At 72.0% G+C, this 23,560-nt stretch carries 19 protein-coding genes; 8 read left to right on the top strand and 11 right to left on the bottom strand.

All coding sequences use genetic code 11. The features are described from left to right. Positions 1–12: 12 nt before the first annotated feature. Entirely contained in the window at positions 13–1,140 is a 1,128-nt protein-coding gene (locus tag GPA10_RS14950) for a questin oxidase family protein (protein WP_157165924.1), read from the bottom strand. Between the two features lie 564 nt (positions 1,141–1,704). Between GPA10_RS14950 and GPA10_RS14945 the strand changes: the two genes are divergently transcribed. Further along, positions 1,705–2,712, top strand: a complete 1,008-nt coding sequence (locus GPA10_RS14945; protein WP_058846129.1) for a sigma-70 family RNA polymerase sigma factor — start codon at positions 1,705–1,707, stop codon at positions 2,710–2,712. 264 nt (positions 2,713–2,976) lie between these two features. Here the strand turns inward: GPA10_RS14945 and GPA10_RS14940 are convergent, their stop codons facing one another. Continuing rightward, a complete protein-coding gene (locus tag GPA10_RS14940) occupies positions 2,977–3,990 on the bottom strand; it encodes a helix-turn-helix transcriptional regulator (RefSeq protein ID WP_157165923.1) in 1,014 nt (337 codons plus the stop codon). 90 nt (positions 3,991–4,080) lie between these two features. On the opposite strand from GPA10_RS14940, the gene GPA10_RS14935 reads away from it, so the two are divergent. The 5 genes from GPA10_RS14935 (at position 4,081) to GPA10_RS14915 (ending at position 10,020) form a co-directional block, all read left to right on the top strand. Further along, on the top strand, positions 4,081–5,649 hold the full coding sequence (locus tag GPA10_RS14935; RefSeq protein ID WP_157165922.1) for an MFS transporter: 1,569 nt from the start codon (positions 4,081–4,083) through the stop codon (positions 5,647–5,649). Between the two features lie 235 nt (positions 5,650–5,884). Further along, the gene (locus GPA10_RS14930) at positions 5,885–6,646 is read left to right on the top strand and encodes a DeoR/GlpR family DNA-binding transcription regulator (protein ID WP_157165921.1); all 762 of its coding nucleotides are present in this window, start codon (positions 5,885–5,887) and stop codon (positions 6,644–6,646) included. A gap of 79 nt (positions 6,647–6,725) precedes the next feature. Continuing rightward, the gene (gene pfkB, locus GPA10_RS14925) at positions 6,726–7,670 is read left to right on the top strand and encodes a 1-phosphofructokinase (RefSeq protein WP_157165920.1); all 945 of its coding nucleotides are present in this window, start codon (positions 6,726–6,728) and stop codon (positions 7,668–7,670) included. A 9-nt stretch (positions 7,671–7,679) separates the two neighbouring features. After that, positions 7,680–9,686, top strand: coding sequence for a PTS fructose transporter subunit IIABC (locus GPA10_RS14920; RefSeq protein ID WP_157165919.1), 2,007 nt, complete (start codon positions 7,680–7,682; stop codon positions 9,684–9,686). Between the two features lie 82 nt (positions 9,687–9,768). After that, positions 9,769–10,020, top strand: coding sequence for a hypothetical protein (locus GPA10_RS14915; protein ID WP_157165918.1), 252 nt, complete (start codon positions 9,769–9,771; stop codon positions 10,018–10,020). 33 nt (positions 10,021–10,053) lie between these two features. Here the strand turns inward: GPA10_RS14915 and GPA10_RS14910 are convergent, their stop codons facing one another. The 3 genes from GPA10_RS14910 to GPA10_RS14900 all read right to left on the bottom strand — a co-directional run bounded on the left by GPA10_RS14910 (position 10,054) and on the right by GPA10_RS14900 (position 13,423). After that, positions 10,054–10,827, bottom strand: coding sequence for a DUF6227 family protein (locus GPA10_RS14910; RefSeq protein WP_343040860.1), 774 nt, complete (start codon positions 10,825–10,827; stop codon positions 10,054–10,056). Between the two features lie 145 nt (positions 10,828–10,972). Then, on the bottom strand, positions 10,973–12,217 hold the full coding sequence (locus tag GPA10_RS14905) for a L,D-transpeptidase (protein ID WP_058846121.1): 1,245 nt from the start codon (positions 12,215–12,217) through the stop codon (positions 10,973–10,975). Positions 12,218–12,364: 147 nt separating this feature from the next. After that, complete coding sequence (locus GPA10_RS14900) at positions 12,365–13,423, bottom strand: P1 family peptidase (protein WP_157165916.1); 1,059 nt, start codon at positions 13,421–13,423, stop codon at positions 12,365–12,367. A 403-nt stretch (positions 13,424–13,826) separates the two neighbouring features. Between GPA10_RS14900 and GPA10_RS14895 the strand changes: the two genes are divergently transcribed. After that, complete coding sequence (locus tag GPA10_RS14895) at positions 13,827–14,051, top strand: hypothetical protein (protein ID WP_157165915.1); 225 nt, start codon at positions 13,827–13,829, stop codon at positions 14,049–14,051. 99 nt (positions 14,052–14,150) lie between these two features. On the opposite strand, the gene mscL is transcribed toward GPA10_RS14895, so the two are convergent. The 6 genes from mscL to GPA10_RS14865 form a co-directional block, all read right to left on the bottom strand. Continuing rightward, positions 14,151–14,708 (bottom strand): large conductance mechanosensitive channel protein MscL, encoded by a 558-nt coding sequence (gene mscL / locus GPA10_RS14890; protein ID WP_343040858.1) that lies wholly within the window; start codon positions 14,706–14,708, stop codon positions 14,151–14,153. Positions 14,709–14,831: 123 nt separating this feature from the next. Continuing rightward, on the bottom strand, positions 14,832–15,509 hold the full coding sequence (locus GPA10_RS14885; protein ID WP_343040857.1) for a hypothetical protein: 678 nt from the start codon (positions 15,507–15,509) through the stop codon (positions 14,832–14,834). 210 nt (positions 15,510–15,719) lie between these two features. Beyond that, entirely contained in the window at positions 15,720–16,571 is an 852-nt protein-coding gene (locus GPA10_RS14880) for an S-methyl-5'-thioadenosine phosphorylase (RefSeq protein ID WP_157165914.1), read from the bottom strand. A 112-nt stretch (positions 16,572–16,683) separates the two neighbouring features. Further along, positions 16,684–17,055 carry an FmdB family zinc ribbon protein gene (locus GPA10_RS14875; protein ID WP_343040856.1) on the bottom strand — a complete coding sequence of 124 codons (372 nt, stop codon included), beginning with the start codon at positions 17,053–17,055 and terminating at the stop codon, positions 16,684–16,686. 67 nt (positions 17,056–17,122) lie between these two features. Beyond that, positions 17,123–18,391 (bottom strand): MFS transporter, encoded by a 1,269-nt coding sequence (locus GPA10_RS14870; RefSeq protein ID WP_343040855.1) that lies wholly within the window; start codon positions 18,389–18,391, stop codon positions 17,123–17,125. Between the two features lie 336 nt (positions 18,392–18,727). Beyond that, positions 18,728–20,221: a potassium/proton antiporter gene (locus GPA10_RS14865; protein WP_058846115.1), complete on the bottom strand. Its 1,494-nt coding sequence runs from the start codon at positions 20,219–20,221 to the stop codon at positions 18,728–18,730. A gap of 298 nt (positions 20,222–20,519) precedes the next feature. On the opposite strand from GPA10_RS14865, the gene GPA10_RS14860 reads away from it, so the two are divergent. After that, complete coding sequence (locus tag GPA10_RS14860; protein WP_157165913.1) at positions 20,520–23,441, top strand: penicillin acylase family protein; 2,922 nt, start codon at positions 20,520–20,522, stop codon at positions 23,439–23,441. The last annotated feature ends 119 nt before the right edge of the window (positions 23,442–23,560 follow it).

Genomic DNA, 23,560 nt, shown 5'->3' with positions numbered 1-23,560 from the left:
ACGGGGCGGTCCTCACCGGGCGGGAGGGTTCAGCTCCACGCCACGCAGCGCCGCCGCCCGCGCCGTACGGCCGCCCACGTCGAGGGCGGTGTCCGCGAACTTGATCGTATGGTCGTCGCCGTGCGCGGCGGCCCGCGCGAAGACCTCGTCGAAGGTGCTGCTGCCGGCCTCGGCGTACGCGTTCTCGTACGTCACCGGGGTCGCGGGCGCGTAGGCCGCGGTGACCGCGGCGCTCGCCGCCCAGGCCGCGTCGAGCGAGGGCGCCCAGAGCGCGCGGGGGAGCGCGGGCAGCGTACGCAGGACCGCGTTCGGGGCGGTCGCGGCGTGCACCAGCATGATCGGATCGCCGTGGCCGAGGGCCGCGTAGCGGTGGACGGCGGCGGCGACGAGATCGCCGAGGCGGTCGCGGGCGGCGTCGGGGGCCGGCTCGGGCGGGGCGGCGTCAGGTCCGGTCCCGGGGGCCTTTCCGGGCGCGGGCGCCTTTTTTCCGGGCGCGTTCCCGGGCGCGGGCGCGGGCCATGTCGGGACCGTGGTGAGTTGGGCGAAGCGCGCCGGCAGGGGTCCGTCCTGGTCCGGGATGCGCGCCACCGCGTCGAGCGCGACCGCCGCGTCGGCCGGCGACGGCAGGGCGACGGGGGTGCGGTCGGGCAGCGGGGTGTGGCGGGCGGCCCAGTAGCCGAGGCCGTGGGCCAGCTCGGCGACGCGGGGCGGGGCCTGGCCGCCGGGCCCGAGCAGGGTGCGCACGGCGTGGCCCACCCGGATCACCGGGTGCGTGGAGCCGCCCGCGATGCCGGGGAGCAGCACCGGCCACCAGGCGGCGAGCACCTCCTGCCAGGGGCGCTCGGCGAGGGCCCGCTCGAAGTGGTCGATCCAGTCGGCGGCACGCCGCGGATCGCCGAGCGCCGTACGCCAGTCGCCGTCCGTGACGGGGGCGACACGGGCGGGCATGTCCTCCAGCTTGGCCCGGTAGTGGTCGAGCCAGCGGTGCACGACGGCGGCCCGACCGCCGTGGACGAGGGCCTCGACGGCCATCGGCCCGTGGTTGGTGAGGCGCCCGAGACGCTCGGGACCGAAGGCGTGCAGACGCTGGAGGGCTTCGTCGAGGATGCCGCTGGTGTCGCTCGTGGCGTTGGCGTTCATGGGCGGCACGCTAGGCGGGGCCCATGACCGGCCGTAACGGTCGCGGGGCCTAGGCCCGGGGACCGAAGCACAGAAGGCAGACCCGAGCACAGCAGACCCGAGCACAGAAGAATGCCTGCTTTGTACCGCTGCGCAACCATCGCGCGGTCCTGGCCGTCTCCTGGGGTGGAAGAGCGGCAACGGCGGCACTCTCCCGCAGGGGGTGCCCGCGGGGCGGTTGCGGTGACGGCGTGAAAGAGGTTCTGCCGAATGTGACGGCGATCTCAGGAGCGGACGATTGCGGCAGTCCGTCATGGGCACCCGAACACCTGCGGTCTCTGCCCTGACCTGCGTATCTGTAGTCACCCACAGCAGCGGCCCCCGGCCGGGAGCCGCACAGGGTACTGCATGATCACGAAATTGAGAGAGCGGCTTGGGAATTCTGTCCGGATTCCAGTCGTTGTTTCCATCGGATGCAGGGCACCTGGGAAGGTGTGCCGTCCACCACAGGTCCAGCCCCGGACCGCCCCGAGGACCCGGCCCGCACGCCGGTCCGACCAGTGACAACCACGCAAGGGAGCACGCATGGCAACCCGTGCCGTCGCCCGTCGCAAGTCCGCCGACACCGGCGAGACCGACGCGGCACGCAGTGTTCGCGCCGTAGGCGGCGAGATCGCCGACCGCGACCTGGTCGGCATGTACCTCGACGAGATCGCACGCACACCCCTGCTGGACGCCGCCAAGGAAGTGGAGCTGTCCCAGATCATCGAGGCGGGCGTCTACGCCCGGCAGATCCTGGACGGCCAGGTGGAGCGCGCCGACGCCACCGCGTCCGCCTCGCGCGAGGAGCTCGAAGCCCTCGTCGCCGACGGCGAGCGCGCGAAGGACATCTTCATCCGCTCCAACCTCCGCCTGGTCGTGGCGGTCGCCCGGCGCTATCCGCGCAGCGGCCTGCCGCTCCTCGACCTCATCCAGGAGGGCAACGCGGGCCTGGTCCGCGCCGTCGAGAAGTTCGACTACGCCAAGGGCTTCAAGTTCTCCACGTACGCGACGTGGTGGATCCGCCAGGCCATCACGCGCTCCATAGCCGACCAGTCCCGCACCATCCGGCTGCCCGTGCACCTGGTGGAGGAGCTGGGCCGGATCCGCCGCGTGCAGCGCGAGTTCAACCGCGAGCACGGCCGGGAGCCGGAGCCCGCGGAGATCGCCGCCGAGCTGGCCTCCACGCCCGAGCGCGTGGTGGACGTCCTCGACTGGGCCCGCGACCCGGTCTCGCTGAACATGTCGGTGGACGACGAGGGCGAGACCCAGTTCGGTGACCTCCTGGAGGACACCTCCGCCGTCTCCCCCGAGCAGTCCGTCCTGACGCTGCTGCGCAGCGAGGAGCTCGACGACCTCATCGGCCGCCTCGACCAGCGCACGGCGTCCATCATCAAGATGCGGTACGGCATCGAGGACGGCAGGGAGCGCACGCTGACGGAGGTCGGCAAGGAGCACGGCCTCACGCGCGAGCGCATTCGGCAGATCGAGAAGCACGCGCTTCTGGAGCTGAAGAAGCTGGCGCACGACACCGGCTTCGACGCGGCGGCCTGAGGCCGGCCGGGCGAGCAGGGGGGCTCGTGCCCCCCCGGCCCCGTTGTTCGACATTCCGTTCGCTGTGGTTCCGGTTCCCGATATCGGCGCTCCGCGCCTTGTCCTCAAACGCCGGACGGGCTGGAGCGGGCGCTCCGAGCCGTCGGTTTGAGCGGCGGCCCGGGAGCGGGCCCAGCCCTCGCGGCGGTCGGGCGACGCGGAGGTCTCGACCGCCGGTGTACGGGTGGGTGGGTGGGAAAGGGGATCCCGCGCGGAGCGCGGGGATCAGGCATCGCCCGCGCCCGCCGCAGCGGTAAGGCGGCGCCCCAGGTCCCGTACCCGGAGGATGAGATCCCGCGGCCCGTGGACGGTGAAGTCGCACTCCACCCAGAGGAGGCGGGCCGCCACCCACTCCACGGGCTCGGTGGCCGTGCCGCGCAGCCGGCAGCGGTCGGCGCCGGTGGCGACCAGTTCGCCGAGGGAGGCGGGGAGCCGCCCGCCCACGCGGTCGAGGGGGGCCCGGAACTCCACGTCGACCTCGTACGCGGCGGACTCCTGCCGCCGCGCGAGCACGCTCCGCCGGACATACGCCTCCGCGCTGCCCCCGGGCAGCATCCGCGGAGCGAACCGCACCCCCGTGGCGAACGGCTCCGACACCCGGTCCACCCGGAACGTGCGCCAGTCCTGCCGCTCCAGGTCGAACGCGACCAGATACCAGCGCCGCCCCGTGGACACGAGGCGGTGCGGCTCGGCGAGCCGTCGCGACGGCGTCCCGTCCTTCGCCTCGTAGGCGAACCGCAGTTGCTCGTGCGCGGTCGTCGCCGACGCCATCACCGTCAGTGTCTCGGGCGCGATCCGGGCACCGTCCCCGACGGCGAGCGACATCGTCGCGGCGCCGAGCGCCGACACGCGGTGCCGCAGCCGCGACGGCAGCACCTGCTCCAGTTTGGCGAGCGCCCGCACGGACGCCTCCTCGACCCCGTCGACCGCGTGCCCGGCCCCGGCCCGCAGCCCCACCGCGATGGCCACCGCCTCCTCGTCGTCGAGGACCAGGGGCGGCATCGCCTTCCCGGCGACGAGCCGGTACCCGCCGCTCGCGCCCTGCGTCGCCTGCACCGGATAGCCGAGCTCCCGCAGCCGGTCCACGTCCCGCCGCACCGTGCGCCGCGAGACGTTCAGCCGTTCGGCCAGCTCACCGCCGGGCCACTCGCGCGGCGTCTGCAACAAGGACAACAACTGCAACAGCCGCGCCGGTGTGTCCGTACTCGTGCCCGTACTCGTGCCCGTACTCGCGCCCATGAGGCCTCCCGTCGCCGTCCCGCCCTGCCGAATCCAGGATGCCGTACAACTAGGACACGATCTGACCTATACGACCCCTAGCCTTACGGCATGACTTCTCCCATCAGCACCCCTGCGGCACAGGGATCGGACACGTCACAGGGATCGGACCGGCGGCGCTGGTTCGCCCTCGCGATCGTGATGACCGCCGCGTTCATGGACCTGGTGGACGTGACGATCGTGAACATCGCGATCCCGTCCATCCAGCGGGACGCGGGCGCCACGTTCAGCCAGATCCAGTGGATCACCGCGGGGTACGCGCTCGCGCTCGGCGCAGGTCTGATCACCGGTGGCCGGCTCGGTGACATCTACGGCCGCAAGAAGATATTCCTCGTCGGCATCGCCGGCTTCACCGTCGCCTCCGCGCTCTGCGGGTTCGCGGCGAACCCGGAGATGCTGGTGGCGTCCCGCATCCTCCAGGGTGCGATGGCCGCGCTGATGGTGCCGCAGGTCCTGTCGATCGTGCACGCCACCTTCCCGGCGCACGAGCGCGGTAAGGTCTTCGGTCTGTTCGGCATGATCGTCGGTCTGGGCGCGGTCTCCGGGCCGCTGCTCGGCGCGCTCCTGACGGAGTGGAACATCCTCGGCCTGGAATGGCGCCCCATCTTCCTCATCAACCTCCCGGTCGGCGTCGCCGGACTGCTCCTCGGCCGCAAGTACATCGAGGAGTCCAGGGCGCCGCGGGCGCTCAAGCTCGACCTCGTCGGCGTCGTCCTGGTCACGGCGGGCCTGCTGATGCTGCTCTACCCGCTGACCCGCGGCCACGAGCTGGACTGGCCGGTGTGGGGGTACGTGATGATGGCGGGCGGCATCGTCGTCTTCGGCGCCCTGGTCGCGTACGAGAAGCGGAAGGCGGAGCGGGACGGCTCCCCGCTCATCGAGCTGTCCCTGTTCAAGGTGAAGAGCTTCGCCGGCGGCATCGCCGTGCAGACCGTCTTCGGCATCTCGCTCGGCATCTTCTTCCTGGTGTGGACCCTCTACATGCAGGTCGGCCTCGGCTGGTCCGCGCTCAGGGCCGGGACGACCGGCATCCCGTTCTCCATCGCGGTGTCCGCCGCGGCCGGGCTCTCCGTGCAGCAGCTGGTGCCGCGCTTCGGACGCAAGGTGCTCCAGGCCGGGGCCCTGACCATGGCGGCGGGCGTGCTGATCTACATCTGGGAGGCCGACCGGTACGGCGCCTCCATCGCCTCCTGGCAGATGGCGCTCCCGCTGGTCGTCATGGGCGTCGGCATGGGCCTGATCGTCGCGCCGCTCACCGACGCCGTGCTCTCCGAAGTGCCGCGCGAGCACGCAGGTTCGGCCTCCGGGCTGATCAACACCGTCCAGCAGATGGGCAACGCGCTCGGGCTCGGCCTGGTGTCCGTGGTGTTCTTCGGCGTCATCGACGAGAAGGCGGCGCCGCAGCAGGTCCCGACCGAGTTCGTGAACGCCTTCGAGAGCGCGCTGTGGTGGGTCGTCGGCATCCTCGTCGCCATCTTCCTGCTGATGCTCACGCTGCCGAAGCGGCCCGCCCAGCACATCGAGGGAGCGGAGGCCTCCCCGGAGGCCGGGGCGGTGGCCTCCCTGGAGGCCCCAGACGCCTCGGACGCTGCGGAGTCCCGCAAGGCTGCCCTGCTGTAACCCGCCGCTCCGCGGCGGGACGCCCCACCCACCCACCCGTTCACCCCGGGGGGCGGGTGGGGTTCTCTCTGTGGGCAACTGGTCCGCCAGGGGCGGAACGGGTGGGCACAGCCCCCAGCCTGGCGATGCCTGTTTATGTCTGCTTCGAGCCCGTGTGTGTTTACTTAAGCCATAGTTCGGCCTTAGGGTGCAGGGCAACCCACACGATCGGGCATAGAGCAGGAGGCCCCCAGCCATGTACGGCCCAGAGCGCCAGCAGGAGATCCTGCGCCTCGCCCGCGAGGGAGGCCGCGTCGACGTCCCCACCCTCGCCGCCGAGTTCCAGGTCACCGCGGAGACCATCCGCCGCGACCTGAAGGCCCTGGACCGCGCGGGCCTCCTCCGCCGGGTGCACGGCGGCGCCATCCCGGCGGGCCGCCTGGACTTCGAACCCGACCTCGCCGAACGCGAGAGCACCGCCGCCGACGAGAAGGACCGCATCGCGAGCGCGGCCCTCGCCGAACTCCCGCCCGAGGGCAGCGTCATCCTCGACGCGGGATCGACGGTGGCCCGCCTGGCCGCCGCCCTCCCGCTGGACGCGGAACTGACGGCGGTCACCCACAGCCTCCCCACCGCCGCCCGCCTCGCCGACCACCCCGGCATCCAGCTCCACCTGGTCGGCGGCCGCGTCCGGCACCGTACGCGGGCGGCCGTCGACGCCTGGTCCCTGCGCGCCTACGGAGAGATCCGCGCCGACGTCCTCTTCCTCGCCGCCAACGGCTTCTCCGCCGCCCACGGCCTGACCACCCCCGACCTGGCCGAGGCCGCCGTGAAGCGCGCCGCCGTCGCCGCCGCCCGCCGGGTCGTCCTGCTCGCCGACTCCGCCAAGCACGGCCAGGAGCACTTCGCCCGCTTCGCCGACCTCACCGACGTCGACCTGCTCATCACGGACACCGGCCTCACGGACGCCGACGCCACCGCCGTCGAGAAGGCGGGCACGCGGGTCGTACGCGTATGAGCCCCGGAAACGTACGCAGAAGAGCCCCGGTCGTACGCGCAGCAACCCCGTCACCGCCGAGAACCACCCGGACACGCCGATGATCCTCACCGTCACCCCCAACCCCTCCCTCGACCGCACCTACGAGGTCCCCGCCCTCGACCGCGGCGAGGTCGTCCGCGCCACCGGCGAGCGCATGGACCCCGGCGGCAAGGGCGTCAACGTCTCCCGGGCCGTCGCCGCCGCGGGCGTGCGCACCCTCGCCGTGCTCCCGCTCGGCGGTGCCCCCGGCGCCCTGGTCGCCCGGCTCCTGCACGAGCAGGGCATCGAGGTCAGCCCCGTCCCCGTATCCGGCAGGACCCGCTCGAACATCGCCGTCGCCGAACCGGACGGCACCCTCACGAAGATCAACGCCCCCGGGCCCGAACTGACGCCAGCCGAGAGCGAGTCCCTGCTCGACGCCGTCGGCGCCCACTCGGCGCACGCCGACTGGATCGCCTGCTGCGGCAGCCTCCCGCGCGGCCTCGCGCCCTCCTGGTACGCCGAGCTGGTCGCCCGCTGCCACGCCGCGGGCGCCCGGATCGCCCTCGACACCTCGGGACCCGCCCTGCTCGCCGCCCTCGCGGAACGCCCCGACGTCGTCAAGCCGAACGCCGAGGAGCTCGCCGGTGCCGTCGGCCGCCCCCTCGCCACCGTCGGCGACGCCGTCGAGGCCGCCGAGGAACTGCGCGCACGCGGCGCCCGCGCCGTCCTCGCCAGCCTCGGCGCCGACGGCCAGCTCCTCGTCGACGCCGGGGGCACCCACTTCGCGAGCGCCCGCGTCGACGTCGTACGCAGCAACGTCGGCGCCGGTGACAGCTCCCTGGCCGGTTTCCTGATCGCGGGGGGCAGCGGCCCCCGCGCCCTCGCCTCGGCCGTGGCGCACGGCGCCGCCGCCGTCCAGCTCCCCGGCAGCGCCATGCCCACCCCGGCCGACCTGTCCCCGGACGCCGTCACCGGCACGACCGGGATCCCCCTCGACCGCCCCCTGACAGAACCCGCGTAGGAGCCCGCGATGAGCAGTGCAATGATCACCGCGGACCTGGTCGACCTCGAACTCGACCGGTCCGCCGACACCAAGGAAGCCGCGGCCCGCACCCTGGCTCTGCGCATGGTGGACCTCGGCCGCGTCACCGACCTCGAAGGCTTCCTCGCCGACGTCGCCGCCCGCGAGGCCCAGATGCCGACCGGTCTCGACGGTGGTATCGGCATCCCGCACTGCCGCAGCGCCCATGTCACCGAGCCGACCCTGGCGTTCGGCCGCTCCGCGACCGGCATCGACTTCGGCGCCCCCGACGGACCCGCCGACCTCGTCTTCCTCATCGCCGCCCCCGCGGGCGCCGACGACGCCCACCTCACCATCCTGTCGGCCCTGGCCCGCCAGTTGCTGGACGAGGGCTTCACAGCGGCCCTGCGGGCGGCGCCGGACGCGGAGTCGGCTGCGGCCCTGATCCAGGGCGAGGACCCACCGGCCGCGGCCCCCGGTACCGGTGACCTCGCGTCCCCCGCGGCGGGACCGCCGCCCGGCCCGGAACGCCCGTTCCGGGTGGTGGCCGTGACCTCCTGCCCCACGGGCATCGCCCACACCTACATGGCGGCCGAGTCCCTGGAGCGGGCCGCCCACGAGGCCGGCGTGGAGCTGACGGTCGAGCCACAGGGCTCGGCAGGCTTCACCCGACTCGACCCGGCGACGATCGCCGCCGCCGACGCGGTGATCCTCGCCCACGACGTCCCCGTACGGGAGAAGCCCCGCTTCGCGGGCAAGCCCACCGTCGACGTGGGGGTGAAGGCAGCCATCAACCGGCCCGCCGAACTCATCGCGGAGGTCAGGGACAAGGCCGCCCGCGGCGAGACGACGGCCGCCCCCACCGGCCCCACACCCGTGGACAGCGCGGGCGACACCGGCGACAGCTACGGCACCAAGCTCCGCACCTGGCTCATGTCGGGCGTGAGTTACATGGTGCCCTTCGTGGCCGCGGGCGGCCTCCTGATCGCCCTGGGCTTCGCCATCGGCGGCTGGAAGATCGACAAGGCCCCGTCCGTGGCCGAGCACTTCGTGTGGACCGACCACACGAGCTGGGCGGCGCTCCTCTTCCAGACCGGCGGACTCGCCTTCGCCTTCCTGGTCCCGGTGCTCGCGGGCTACATCGCGTACGGGATGGCCGACCGCCCCGGCCTCGTACCCGGCTTCGTCGGCGGCTCCGTCGCCGTCACCATCGACGCGGGCTTCCTCGGCGGCCTCGCGGCCGGGCTGCTCGCGGGCGGGGTGGTCCTCGGCATCCAGCGGGTCCGGATCCCGGCGGTGCTGCGCGGGATCATGCCGGTGGTGGTGATCCCGCTGCTCTCGGCGGCGGTCGTGGGCTTCCTGATGTTCCTCGTCGTCGGCAAGCCCATCGCCTCGCTGCAGAGCGCCCTGACCGACTGGCTGGAGGGCCTCACCGGAGCCAACGCGGTCGTCCTCGGCGTCGTCCTCGGCCTGATGATGTGCTTCGACCTCGGCGGGCCGCTCAACAAGGTCGCGTACGCCTTCGCGGTCGGCGGCCTCGCCCACCCGACGGACGGCTCCCTGAAGGTCATGGCCGCGACGATGGCGGCGGGCATGGTGCCGCCGCTCGCGATGGCCCTCGCCACCACCGTACGAGGGCGCCTGTTCACCAGGACCGAGCGCGAGAACGGCAAGGCGGCCTGGTTCCTCGGCGCCTCCTTCATCACGGAGGGCGCGATTCCGTTCGCCGCCGCCGACCCGCTGCGGGTCATTCCCGCCTCGATGGCGGGCGGCGCCGTCACCGGCGCCCTGTCGATGGCGTTCGGCTGCACCCTGCGCGCCCCGCACGGCGGCGTGTTCGTGGTCCCGCTGATCGGGCAGCCGCTGCTGTACCTGGTCGCGATCGCCGCGGGTGTCGCGGTGGCGACGGCCGTGGTCGTCCTCCTCAAGGGCGCGCGGAAGGCCTCGGGTCCGGCGGGTGCGGGCGGTGAGCGCGCCGGGCGTTTCACAACACCGGCAAGGGTGACACAAGCGTGACAAGTGCGAGATGCGTCACTTCGGGCTCAAAGGGTCATTGGCGCCTCTGTTGTAGATCTGGCCGCTGTTGTCTACTGGGCGCATGTTCCAGGGTGCATCGATCGTTCAGCAGACAGGCGTGGCCCTGCTCGCCGCGGTGACCGCGATCTGGGCCGTCACGTTCCTGCGCGTGCAGCGCCGCCGCGCGGCCGAACTCCCCGCGCCGGGCGGGCCCGCACTGCGCTCCCTGCCCGTGCAGTCGGGCCCGCCGCGCGCGGAGACGGTGGAGCTGACCCCGGACGAGCGCGCCGCGTTCGCCCGCCTGGCACGGCAGTTCGGCGGCGGCAGGCCCTGAGGGCCCCGGCTCCAGGTCCCGGACCGGCGGGCCCTAGCGGGCGCGGAGTGTGGGGAACGCGCGGGCTCTGCGGGCCATCGCCGCGCGTGCCGCGTGCTCGCTCGTGTACACCTCGCACATGTGCCTGCCGTCGGTGGTCGCCGTGTGCTCGACCTCCCAGAGGCTGACCTCGGAGCCGTCGAAGAGCAGGAACGCGTGCTCGTACAGCGAGAAGCCGAGACGGGTCTCGCCGCTGATCCCGGACTTGCCGAAGGCCTGCGTGATCTGGTGCGCGAACGCGGAGCGCAGCAGGCGGGCGAAGTCGTCGCCCGGCCGGTCGGCGCCCGCCGGGTTCTCCGCGCGGCGCAGCAGCCGGCGGGCGTGGTCGGCGGAGTCGTCCGGCACATAGGCGTGCCGCGGCTCGGGCGCGGGGATCTGCTGGAGGACGACGGACAGCTCGCCCGCGGGGGTGTCGGGCGGCAGCGGCAGGCGGGCGGTGGCGACGCCGGCCTCCTCCTCGTCCAGATACAGCTCGTACTGGGCCGCGCTGCCGGGGCCGGTGTTGTGCACGAGCTCCCAGAGGGTCACCGCCTGGCCGTCGGCGAGCAGCCAGGTGTGGCGGTACGTCTCGCGGTGCATGCCCGCGCTGTGGTGCGCGGAGTGCAGCGAACTGTCGTACGCCAGGGACCGTTCCAGGCTCCTTATGGCCTCGTCCGGCAGGTCGAAGGAGTTCAGGGCGCGGCTGAGCAGTCGCTCGAGGTGCTCCTCGGGGGAGGCGGGCTCGGGCGACTCGGGTGGTTCGTACGCTGCCTCGTACGGGACGCTCACGGATACTCCCGGATGCTTCCGGCGTTGCTGCATGTCACCTTGTGCGTGCATACCGTAGCCCCTGGGTCCGACATCATGTCCGGGAACGGGAAAACGATCGAGCCGCACGGCAAGTTCCCGTGCGGCTCGCTGCGTTGTGGGACCGTCAGACGGCGCTGCCCGCCGTCCACTCGCTCCAGGACATGTTCCAGCCGTTCAGGCCGTTGTCCGGGGCAATCGTCTTGTCCGGGGAACCCTTCACCGTGACGACGTCACCGATGAGGGTCTTGTCGAAGAACCACTTGCCCATGGTGTCGCCCTGCGCACCCTGGGCGTCCTGGAGCCCCACACAGCCGTGGCTGGTGTTCGAGCTTCCGAAGATGGAGGGTGAGCTCCAGTAGTTGCCGTGGATGAACGTGCCGGACGTCGAAAGACGCATGGCGTGCGGTACATCCTTGATGTCGTACTCCCCACCGAATCCGACGGTGGAGCCGTTCATCCGCGTCTGCGTGAACTTCTCCGAGATCACCATCTGCCCGTTGTACGTCGGGTTGGAGGGGCTGCCCGCGGAGATCGGCACGGTCTTGATGACCTGGCCGTCGCGCTCGACCGTCATCTTCTTGGCGTTCACGTCGACGGTGGAGACCTGCTTGCGGCCGACGGTGAACGTGACCGTCTTGTCCTGCACACCGGTCGCGTTCCCCGCGCCCTTCACGCCGTCGAGGGCGATCTTCATGGTGACCTTGGAGCCGGCCTTCCAGTACTCCTGCGGCCGGAAGTCCAGGCGCTGGTTGCCGAACCAGTGGCCCACGACCTTCTGACCGCTGCTGGAGCTGACCGTGATGTGCGACTGCACGGCCTTCTTGTCGGTGATCGCCTTGTCGAAGTTGAAGGAGACCGGCATGCCGACGCCCACCGTGGTGCCGCCGTCGGGGGTGTAGCTGCCGATGAAGCTGTTCGCGTTCGAAACGGTCGTGAACGTCGCGTTCTCCGTGGCCGGGCGGCCCTCGGAGTCCTTTGCGTCCGCGGTGACCTTGTACTTGGTGCCGCGCTCCAGCTGCTCCTTCGGCTTCCATGTGCCACCGTCGGCGGATATGGCGCCCTCGACGGCCTTGCCGGAGGTCACGTCCGTCATCTCGACCTTCGAGAGCTTGCCGTCCTTGACCTTCACGCCGGTGGCGTTGATGGAGGCGTCGGTGGCGCCGTCCTTGGAGGAGATGGATATCCGCGCGCCGGACGCGTCCTTGCCGCCACCGGACTTCTTGTCGTCCTTGGCGTCGGCGTCACCGCCGCAGGCCGAGAGCGTCAGTGCGCCGACGGCCGCCAGCGCGGCGGTCGCCAGCAGAACGCGCCGACGGCGACGGGGCCGAGGCTGCGCTGCGAAGTCCGGCGTTGTCACGAGCTGCTCCAAGTACGTCGTCCGATCCAGTACGAGTAAAGAGAGAGCGGGCGAGGGAATGGTTCCGCCAGCCGATGTGAAGACCGGCACACCCGACCGCCGTGCCACGCCAATAGCCATGCGTTGAAGGGGCTCTACTGCCTTCTCATCGCCTTCACGTCATTCCTGGTAAAGGTCCCGGTATGCGAGGAATGATCCTGCCGGTGTCTCCACCGACTCCGCCGCGAGCAGCGCCCTGACGATCGCCCGCGTCACCATGTCCGCGCCGGCCGCCAGGACCTCGTTCAGAGCCAGCGGGTCCGCCTCGTCCAGGGCCCGGTCACCGGTCGACAGGGCGAACACCGTGTCACCGTCGTTCAGCAGGTGCACCGGCCGCACCGCGCGCGCCATACCGTCGTGCGAGGTGCCCGCGAGTTTCTGCGCCTGCGCCTTGGTCAACGCCGCGTCGGTGGCCACCACGGCCAGCGTCGTGTTCAGCGGGGGCGCCACGTTCCGCGCCGCCGCCGCGGCGAGCCGCTCCCGCGCCAGGGCGTGCACCCCGGCCGACGGCGGCCGCACGTCCTCGGCACCGAAATACCGTCCGTACAGCACCCCCGTCCGCGGATCCATCCCCGACCCCGCCGCGTTCGCCACCACGAGCGCGGCCACCGTGACTCCCGACCCGAGCACCGTGCCCGCCGTCCCGATGCCGCCCTTGACCTGACCCACCACCGCCCCGGTCCCGGCGCCGACGCTCCCCTCGGCCACCGCGTGGCCGCTCTCCCGCGCCGCCGCGTCGAGGATCGCCGCCCGCCCGGTCCCGGCGTCCGGCCGCGCCCCGAAGTCGCCCCCGCGCCCCAGGTCGAACACGCACGCGGCGGGCACCACCGGCACCACGTGCCCCGGACCGGGGCCGACCCGCACCCCGCGGCCCTGCTCCTCCAACCACGCCATCACCCCGCCCGCCGCGACGAGCCCGTACGCGCTGCCGCCGGTCAGGACGACCGCCTCGACCCGCCGCACCAGGTTCCTCGGGTCGAGCGCGTCGGTCTCCCGGGTGCCCGGACCGCCGCCCCGCACGTCCACGGCGGCGACCGCCCCGCCCTCCGGCGCGAGGACGACGGTGGTGCCGGTGAGCCAGCCGTCCCCGGCCCGCCCGGCGTGCCCGACCCGCAACCCGGCCACATCGGTCAGCGCCCCGGCCCGTCCGGCTTCCGCAGGTACGTCACGTGTCGTCATGCGCCATGCGTACCACGGCCGTTCGCCGCCCCCGGTCCGGGCGGCCTGGGCCGTGCGGACCGGTCGTTCGCCGTCCTCGGTCCGGTCGGTCTGGGCCGTGCGGACCGGTCGTTCGCCGCCCCCGGTCCGGGCCGCCTGGGCTACACGGACCGGTCGGGCCGGCCGCACCGCCCCACCGCCCCGCGCCGCGCGCGGCCGTACGGACCGGTCGGGCCGCCCGCACCACCCCGCCCCGCGCCGCGCGCGCTCAGCGCTCCCCCCGGCTGTCCGGCCGCGCGGCCCCTCGCACCGCCCTGCGCCACTCGCACCGCCGCGCGGCCCCCCGCGCCGCCGAGCCCCGCGTGCCCCTCGTGTTCCGCCCGCCACCCTGCCGTGCGCAAGCCCGCCGACGTACGCTTGAGGCATGAGCACCGCCCCCGCCCCCGAACCGCGCGATCCGAAGGACGCCGAGCCGAAGCCCCGGCAGAAGGCCGAGAAGCCGGCGAGCGCGCTCGTCTTCGACGACCCGCTGGCCCAGCAGTCCTCGGACGATACGGACCGCGGGTGGGGCGAGCGGCCGACGTCCTCCGGCGACAGCGCCGCCGATCTCGCCCGCTTCCTCGACGAGAAGCCGCCCCACCACATCTGAGCCCGGCCCCACCGGACACGAGGGCCCGAGCGGGGACCCCGCCCGGCACCCCGGGCAGGCCCCTCTCTTCCGGGCCTCTTTCCTCCCAACAACCTCGGACTAGTACTGCGGCGAGGCCCCGGGGCCGGTTCCGCCACCCGGCGCGGACCCGCCGCCAGGCCCCTCCGCACCTCCGGTGAGCCCGGGGCCGCCCGCGCCCCCGGCGCCGTGCTGCGCGACCAGCACGTCGCGGATCTCCTTGAGCACCTCCAGCTCCGAGATCTCGATGACCTCCTGGGTGCCTTCCTTCGCCTCCCTGCGGGCGGTCTGCTTGGCCAGGTATTTCGCCATCGGCATGACCATCAGGAAGTAGACGACGGCCGCGGTGATCACGAAGCTGAGCGTCGCGCTGAGCACCGTGCCCCACATGATCGGGATGCCCTCGACCGCCTCGCCGTTCTTCACCACGCACGGTGACTTCAGGCAAGAGCTGTAGTGGTCGAGATCCTTCGTGCCGAAGGCGCCGACCACGGGGTTGATGACGCCCTTCACCACCGAGTTCACGATGTTCGTGAACGCGGCGCCGATGACCACCGCGACCGCCAGATCGACGACATTGCCGCGCATCAGGAAGGCCTTGAAGCCCTGCCAGATGCCCGGTTCCTTCTTCTCGCTCACCACTGGGCCTTTCGTTGCATGTGCTGATCGTGCGGCAAATCGCTCCGCAACCTACGGCAGCGCGTGGCAGCTCTGTCCAGTTCGGTAACGCGAACGAGCGACTTGACATGGTCCTGTACCCGCTCATCGCAGCGTCACCGCGAGCCGGGCCGTCGCACTCGCCCCGGCGAGCCGTGCCGCCGTCGCACGCGGCACGGACAGGACGACCAAGGCTCCGCCCCCGGTCTCCGCGTCGGACGTCCGGGGCACGTGCGCCACCCTGGCGCCCTCGGCGACCACGCGCGGCGCGTCCCCGCCCACCGCACTCGCAGCAGGGCCCGCTCCGGGCCCCTCGGCCGCCACCACGTCCACACGGGCACCGGGCCGCAGCAGACGCACCGTCGCCGCGTCCGCGATCCGCACCGGCGCCGTCACCAACCGGGCCGCCCGCCGCGCCCTGTGGCGGGCTTCGCCGTCACCGTCCACGCCGGTCGACGGGCCGGGCCGGGCGGCCCCGGCGCGGGCGGACTCCGCACGCGCGGACTCGGCGGACTCCGCGGCGCCCGGCCCACCCGCACCGCCGACACCCGACGGACCCGAGGCCGCGAGCGCGGCGGCCGTCATCGCGAGCCCCGCCGCCAGCGCCCGCCGCCGATGCCGCACCAGCCGCCGCAGGCGCCCGCGTCCGCCGCGCACATGGAGCGGCGAGAAGTGCGGCATCCGGCAGGGCGGCGGCGCGTCACTGCCGCCGCCCCGCCCCGGGGCACCGTCCAGGCGCACGGCGGCGTCCCGCTGAGAGACCTGGGAAGAAGCGCGAGCCATGACGGCCACCACCTGTCGTGAGAAGTGCACGGATCCGGATCCGACGCCGGATCCGGGGCTGGTTCCGAGGCCCGTTCCGGGGCCGGACTCCGTTCTCACGATGCGGGTTCGCGCCCCACCCCGCTGAGCCCCGTGGACTACTCACCGGTTGTGGACAACTCCCTCACCCGATGGAGGGCCAGGCGCCCCCGAGGGGAAGCCGCGCGCGCCCTACGGCAGCCGTATCCCCGGCTCCATCCCGCCCAGCGCCCCCGCACACGCACAGTCCCGTCCGTCGTTCTCCGGCAGCCCCGCCACCGCGTCGAACAGCACCGTGCGCAGCCGGTCCACGTTCGCGGAGAAGACCCGGAGGACCTCCTCGTGGGAGACGCCCTCGCCGGTCTCGGCGCCCGCGTCCAGGTCGGTGACCAGGGTCAGCGAGGAGTAGCAGAGCTCCAGTTCACGGGCCAGGGGCGCCTCGGGGTGGCCGGTCATGCCCACCACGGACCAGCCCTGCGCGGCGTACCAGCGCGACTCGGCGCGGGTCGAGAACTGCGGCCCCTCGATCACCACGAGCGTGCCGCCGTCCACCGGTTCCCAGTCCCGGCCCCGCGCGGCCTTGAGCGCGGCCGTGCGCCCCGCCGGGCAGTAGGGGTCGGCCAGCGACACGTGGACGACGAGCGGGGTGGTGCCGTCGGGCAACGGTATGCCGTCGAAGTAGGTCGCGGGGCGGCTCTTGGTGCGGTCCACGAGCTGGTCGGGGACCAGCAGCGTCCCGGGCCCGTACTCGGGGCGGAGACCGCCCACGGCGCACGGGGCGAGCACTTGGCGCACGCCGACGGAGCGCAGGGCCCACAGGTTGGCGCGGTAGTTGATGCGGTGCGGCGGGAGGCGGTGGTCGCGGCCGTGGCGCGGCAGGAACGCCACGCGCCGCCCGGCGAGCTCACCGAGGAACAGGGAGTCGCTGGGGGAGCCGTAAGGGGTGTCGACGTGCACCTCGGTGACGTCGTCGAGGAAGGAGTAGAAGCCGGAGCCGCCGATGACGCCGATCTCGGCCTGAGTCGCGTTCGCCGTGTTCACCATGGTCGGCACAGTAGCCGGACGCCGATACGCCGAGGACCCCGCCGTCGTACGACAGCGGGGTCCTGGAGGAGCTGTGCGCCCGCGAGGGCAGCGGTGCCTGTGAGGTGCCGGGTCAGGCGGCCGAGGAGCTCGTCGACGACGTGCTGGACGACGAGGAGGACCCCGAAGAAGACCCCGACGAGGAAGACGCCGACGAGGAAGAGGACGCCGACGAGGACGTGGAGGACGGCTTGCTGTCCGAGGACGAGGACGAGGACTTCGAGCCGGACGGCGACGAGGCGGAGGCGGGCGCGCTGCTCGACGACGAACCGCGGCTGTCGTTGCGGTAGAAGCCGGAGCCCTTGAAGACGATGCCGACGGCCGAGAACACCTTCTTGAGGCGTCCGTCGCAGTTCGGGCATACGGTCAGGGCGTCGTCGGTGAACTTCTGCACCGCCTCGAGGCCCTCGCCGCATTCGGTGCACTGGTACTGGTACGTCGGCACTTGCTTCCTCCTGGCACTCTCACTCGATGAGTGCTAACGACGGTCCATAGTGACGTATTCCGCGGGATCAGTCCACCGTGGCCGGTACGCGGTGACCCACGCCACGTGCCACGGTCCGCCCCGAGGACTTCGGGGTGAGCCGGGAGCGCAGGGCCAGGAGCACGGTCAGCGCGAGGGCCGTGCCGCCGAGCGGCACGAGGAATCCGGCACCGTCCCAGAAGCGGTCCTCGAGCTGTCCCGCGACCGTGACGGCCGCCGCCTGGCCGAGCGCGACGGCGCCGGTGAGCCAGGTGAAGGCCTCCGTCCGCGCGGTCGGCGCCACGAGGCTGTCCACCAGCGTGTAGCCGGTGATCAGGGCGGGCGCGATGCAGACGCCGACCAGCAGGCCGAGCCCGGCGAGCAGCGGCACGGAGTGCGCCGCCCACAGTCCGGCCGCCATCAGGGTCAGGCCTACGTACCCGACGACGAGCCGCCGCTGCGGGGTGATCTTCCAGGCGATGGCGCCGCAGGCCACTCCGGAGAGCATGTTGCCGGCGGCGAACGTGCCGTACAGGACGCCGTTCAGGCCGGGCCTGCCGATGGACTCCGTGAAGGCGGCCAGCGAGACCTGCATGCCTCCGAAGACGGTGCCGATGCCGAGGAACGTGACGATCAGGACGCGCACGCCGGGCACCCGGAGCGCCGAATCGTGCCGTACGCGCGCGTGGGCGCCGGTTGCGGACGGCTGCGGCTGGGTGCTCTTCTGCGCGGCGAAGAGGAGGCCGCCGACGAGGGTCAGGCCCGCTTCGGTGAGCAGCCCCGCCGCCGGGTCGATGCCCGTGCACAGAGCGGTGGCGAGCAGCGGTCCGAGGACGAAGGTCAGCTCGTCGGTGACGGACTCGAAGGCCGCCGCGGTCTGCGCGAGCGGGGTGCCCTGGAGCTGTGCGCCCCAGCGGGCCCGCACCATCGGCCCGATCTGCGGTGTGGAGGCGCCGGTGGGCACCGCGGCCGCGAACAGCGTCCACAGGGGCGCGCCGGACAGGGCGAGCACGGTCAGGGCGACGCCGGACGCGCTGTGCACGAGGACGCCCGGCAGGAGCACGGCGCGCTGCCCGAAGCGGTCGGCGAGCTTGCCCACGAAGGGGGCGAAGAGGGCCATGGAGACGCCGGTGACGGCAGAGACGGCACCGGCGGCTCCGTAGGAGCCCGTGGTGTGCTGCACGAGCAGCACGATGGAGATGGTCAGCATCGCGAACGGCTGCCGCGCGGCGAAGCCCGGAAGCAGGAAGGTCCAGGCGCGCGGGGTGCGCAGCAACTGTCCGTAGCCCGGTCGGGTCTCGGTGACCGTGGACGCCACGGCCCATGCCTTTCTGCTGCCTGGTAGCGCGCCCGTGCGGGGGCGCCGAGAGCTGTCCTCTTGCGCAGAACTGCGGTAGATACCGGGTCGCCCACTGCGTGGCGCCGCGGCCGCCATACGGTCGCGCCAGCTCTGCGTCAGACAGAGTTGGTTCGAGTACTCACATGTGCGTAAGGAAGTGTGCCTTCATAGTACAGGTGCTGCGCAAGAGGAGCCTGTGATTACGAGCCCGGTGCTCCCGGGATCGCGAGCCCGATGCCGCCGGGGTCACGAGCCCGGTACTCCCGGGATCACGAGCCCGCCGCCGCCGGGGTCACGAGCCCCGTACTCCCGGGATCACGAGTCCGGCACCCCCAGCCAGCCCACGAGCTTGCCGCCCTGGGCGACCGCCCGCAGCCGCTGCTCGGCGGCGTCGCGCACCGGGTCCGTCGCCACCACCAGGAGCTCGTCGTGCTGCCGCAGCACGGTCGTGGGGCTCGGTACGAAGGACTTCTCGTCGCGCACGACGAGCGTCACGGCGGAGCCCGCGGGCAGCCGCAGCTCGCCCACCTCGACGCCGTGCAGCTTGGAGTCCTCGGGCACGGACACGGACAGGAGGTGGCCCCGCAGCCGCTCCAGGGGCGCCGACTCGATGCCGAGGTCGTCGGCGCCGCCGCCCTTGCCGAGGCCGAGGACGCGGGCGAGTCCGGGCAGGGTCGGCCCCTGCACCAGGGTGTAGACGACGACCAGGACGAAGACGATGTTGAAGATCTCCTCGTTGTTCTCGACGCCGTTCACCATCGGGATGGTCGCCAGGATGATGGGCACCGCGCCGCGCAGGCCGGCCCAGGACATCAGCGCCTTCTCCTGCCAGGGCATCCGGAAGGGCAGCAGGCCGACCACGACGGACACGGGCCTCGCGACCATCGTCAGGAAGAGCCCGATGATCACGGCGGGCCAGATGTCGTCGAGCAGCCGGTGCGGGGTGACTAGCAGGCCGAGCAGCACGAACATGCCGATCTGGGCGATCCAGCCGACGCCCTCGGCGAAGCCGCGGGTGGCGGCCCAGTGCGGCAGCCTGGCGTTGCCGAGCACCATCGCGGCCAGGTACACGGCGAGGAATCCGCTGCCGTGGGCCATGGCTCCGGCGGCGTAGGCGGCGACGGCGATGGCCATCACCGCGATCGGATAGAGACCGGACGCGGGCAGCGCCACGTGTCGCAGCCCGTACGCGCCGAGCCAGCCCACCGCGAGGCCGATGGCCGCGCCGATGGCCAGCTCCAGGGCTATCTCGCCGACGAGGACGTACCAGTGGTGCACGGGTCCCGCGGTGGAGAAGGCCACGACCAGGATGACCACCGGGGCGTCGTTGAACCCGGACTCCGCCTCCAGGACACCTGTCACACGGGAGGGCAGCGGGACCCTGCGCAGCACGGAGAAGACCGCGGCCGCGTCCGTCGACGACACCACCGCGCCGATGATGAGGGCCTGCCGCCACTCGAGCCCGACCAGATAGTGCGCGCCCGCCGCCGTCACGCCGACGCTGGCCGCGACGCCGACGGTGGCCAGGCACGCGGCCATGGGCAACGCCGGTTTGATCTCGTTCCACTTGGTGCCGAGGCCGCCCTCGGCCAGGATCACGACCAGCGCCGCATAGCCGATGACCTGCGTCAGCTGGGCGTTGTTGAAGGAGACGTTGCCGATGCCGTCCTGGCCCATGGCGACGCCGATGCCGAGGTACAGCAACAGGCTGGGCAACCCGCTCCGCGAGGAGAGCCGCACCGCGACGACGGCGACGAGCAGGACGAGCGAGCTGATGAGCAGGAGCTGGTTGAGGTCGTGGACAGACAGGGGCGTTCCTTCCGTCGTGCGAGCCGAGACGCTTCGTGCGGGTCAGGACGCCTCGGGCGAGGGCCGGGAGGCGTCGTGCGAGCCGAGACGCTTCGTTACTTTACCTAACTTTTAACGCTCCCTTGACGGGCGCCCTCGCGCCGCACCCCTCCTTTGAACTTGTCCTCCGAACTTGTGTTCGACATCGGTTTCCGACTCCGCGTCCGAGGCCGTATCGCCCTGCGCCTATGGTTGCTCCAGCACTCCAGGACCCGCACACGCCCCGCCCTGCCGCGCGCGAAGGACAGCAAGGACAGCGATGCCCTCCAACACCAACGCCTCTTCCGGTCGCAAGTCCGGTAGGAAGAAGGGGCGCCGAGCCCGACTGATCGTGATCGTCCTGGTCCTGGCCGTCGTAGGAGGCATCGGCTTCGGCGCGTACTGGAGCATCAGCACGGTTCGCGCCTCCTTCCCGCAGACCAAGGGCACCATCGACATCAAGGGCCTCTCGGGCCCCGTCGACGTCAAACGGGACGGGAACGGGATTCCGCAGATCTACGCCGAGACCGACGAGGACCTGTTCATGGCACAGGGCTTCGTGCAGGCGCAGGACCGCTTCTGGGAGATGGACGTACGCCGCCATATGACCTCCGGTCGGCTCTCCGAGATGTTCGGAAAGAGCCAGGTCAAGACCGATGAGTTCCTGCGCACCCTCGGTTGGCACCGCGTCGCAGAGAAGGAGTACGACTCCAAGCTCTCGCCGCGGACGAAGAAGTACCTCCAGGCGTACGCCAAGGGGGTCAACGCCTATCTCGACGGCAAGGACGGCAAGGAGATCTCCGTCGAGTACGCGGCGCTCTCCTTCAAGAACGATTACCAGCCGCAGGAGTGGACGCCCGTCGACTCCGTGGCCTGGCTCAAGGCCATGGCCTGGGACCTGCGCGGCAACATGCAGGACGAGATCGACCGCTCCCTGATGACGAGCCGCCTCGGCCCGTCGCAGATCAAGGACCTGTACCCGGACTACCCGTACGACCTGCACAAGCCCATCGTCCAGGAGGGCCGCTACAACGAGCTCACCAAGGAGTTCGACGGCGACGAGGACGCGTCGGGCGGCGGCACGGGCACGGGTACCGGCACCGGTACCGGCGGCACGGGCACGGGCACCGGTACAGGCGGCACGGGCACCGGTACCGGCGGTACGGGTACCGGCACGGGCGGTACGGGTACCGGCAGCGGCGGCACGGGCACGGGCGGCACCGGAACCGGCACCGGAACCGGCACCGGCACGGCGGGCACCGGCGTCGCCGGGAACACCCAGACCGCGGGCACCGGCCTGCAGTCCCAGCTCTCCGGCCTCTCCGACGTCCTGGACAAGATCCCGGACGCGGGCCTCGGCTCGAACGGCAACGGCATCGGATCCAACTCCTGGGTCGTCTCCGGCGCGCACACCATCACCGGCAAGCCCCTGCTCGCCAACGACCCGCACCTGGCGCCGCAGCTGCCCTCCGTCTGGTACCAGATGGGCCTGCACTGCCGGTCGGTGTCGTCGAAGTGCCAGTACGACGTCAGCGGCTACACCTTCTCCGGCCTGCCCGGCGTCGTCATCGGCCACAACAAGGACATCGCCTGGGGCATGACGAACCTCGGTGCCGACGTCACCGACCTCTACCTGGAGAAGTTCACCGCCGACGGCTACCAGTACGACGGCAAGATCAAGCCCTTCCGGTCCCGCGAGGAGAAGATCAAGGTCGCGGGCGGCAAGACCAAGACCATCACGGTCCGCGAGACCAACAACGGCCCGCTGATCTCCGACCGCGACGACGAACTGGTCAAGGTCGGCAAGAAGGCCCAGGTGGACGCGGCGGCCCCGGACCGCGGCGACGGCTACGGCATCGCGCTGCGCTGGACCGCCCTCGAACCCGGCAAGTCCATGGACGCCGTCTTCGAGCTGAACCGGGCCAAGGACTTCAAGGAGTTCCGCGAGGCGGCCGCGTCCTTCGAGGTGCCCTCGCAGAACCTGATCTACGCCGACACCGAGGGCAACATCGGCTACCAGGCGCCCGGAAAGATCCCCACCCGCGGCAAGGGCGACGGCTCGCTGCCCTCGCCGGGCTGGGACCCGGACTACCGCTGGGGCGACCCCGTCCCGCAGGACGCCCTGCCGTACGAGTACAACCCCAAGCGCGGCTACATCGTCACCGCCAACCAGGCCGTGATCGACGACGGCGACGGCAAGAAGTACCCGTACAAGCTCACCGCGGACTGGGGCTACGGGGCGCGCAGCCAGCGCATCGACGACCTCATCAAGGCGAAGACGAAGAACGGCGGCAAGATCTCCACGGAGGACATGCGGCTGATGCAGACGGACAACAGCAGCGAGATCGCCCGGCTGCTCGTGCCCAAGCTGCTCAAGATTGACATCGCCGACAAGCACGTCCGTGAGGCGCAGAAGCTCCTGGAGGGCTGGGACTACACCCAGGACGCCGACTCGGCAGCCGCCGCGTACTTCAACGCCGTCTGGCGCAGCGTCCTCCAGCTCTCCATCGGCAACAAGCTGCCCAAGGAACTGCGGGTCAAGGGCCAGTGCCTGTCCGTCGAGCCGGCCGGGAACACCCGTCCCGCCGACGAGGAGAACCGGGTGCGCGAGTGCGGCGAGCGGGACGCGGACTCCGCGCAGCCCGACGGCGGCGACCGCTACTTCGAGGTCATCCGCAAGAACCTCGACAATAAGGACAGCGACTGGTGGAAGTCGCCGGGCACGCGCACGGACGCGGAGACCAAGAACCGCGACCAGCTGCTCGCGCGGGCCATGGAGGACGCCCGCTGGGACCTCACGGCCAAGCTCGGCAAGGACATCGACACCTGGAGCTGGGGCCGGCTGCACCGCCTCACGCTGAAGAACCAGACGCTCGGCACCGATGGACCCGGCTGGCTCCAGTGGGTCCTCAACCGCGGCCCCTTCAAGCTGGGCGGCGGCGAGGCGACGGTCAACGCCACCGGCTGGAACGCGGCGGGCGGCTACGGAGTGATCTGGGTGCCCTCCATGCGGATGGTCGTGAACCTGAAGGACCTCGACAAGTCCCGCTGGATCAACCTGACCGGCGCGTCCGGACACGCCTACAGCGACCACTACACGGACCAGACCAACAAGTGGATCAAGGGCGAGCTGCTGCCGTGGGCCTACTCCAAGAAGGCCGTCGACGACAGCACGAACGACACCCTGGTGCTCAAGCCCTGACGGGCTGTAGCGCCGGGGACGGCTGAAAAGCGGAGGGGACCGCCACGCGCGCGTGGCGGTCCCCTCCGCTGGGTAGGACGCTGACGGCGGGTCAGACGCCGGGGGGGGCGACGCCGCGC

The sequence above is a fragment of the Streptomyces typhae genome (assembly GCF_009755605.1).
In the GTDB taxonomy this organism is placed as follows: domain Bacteria; phylum Actinomycetota; class Actinomycetes; order Streptomycetales; family Streptomycetaceae; genus Streptomyces; species Streptomyces typhae.
The sequence above is the reverse complement of the archived record's forward strand: the minus strand, read 5'-3'. Positions and strand labels throughout refer to the sequence as shown.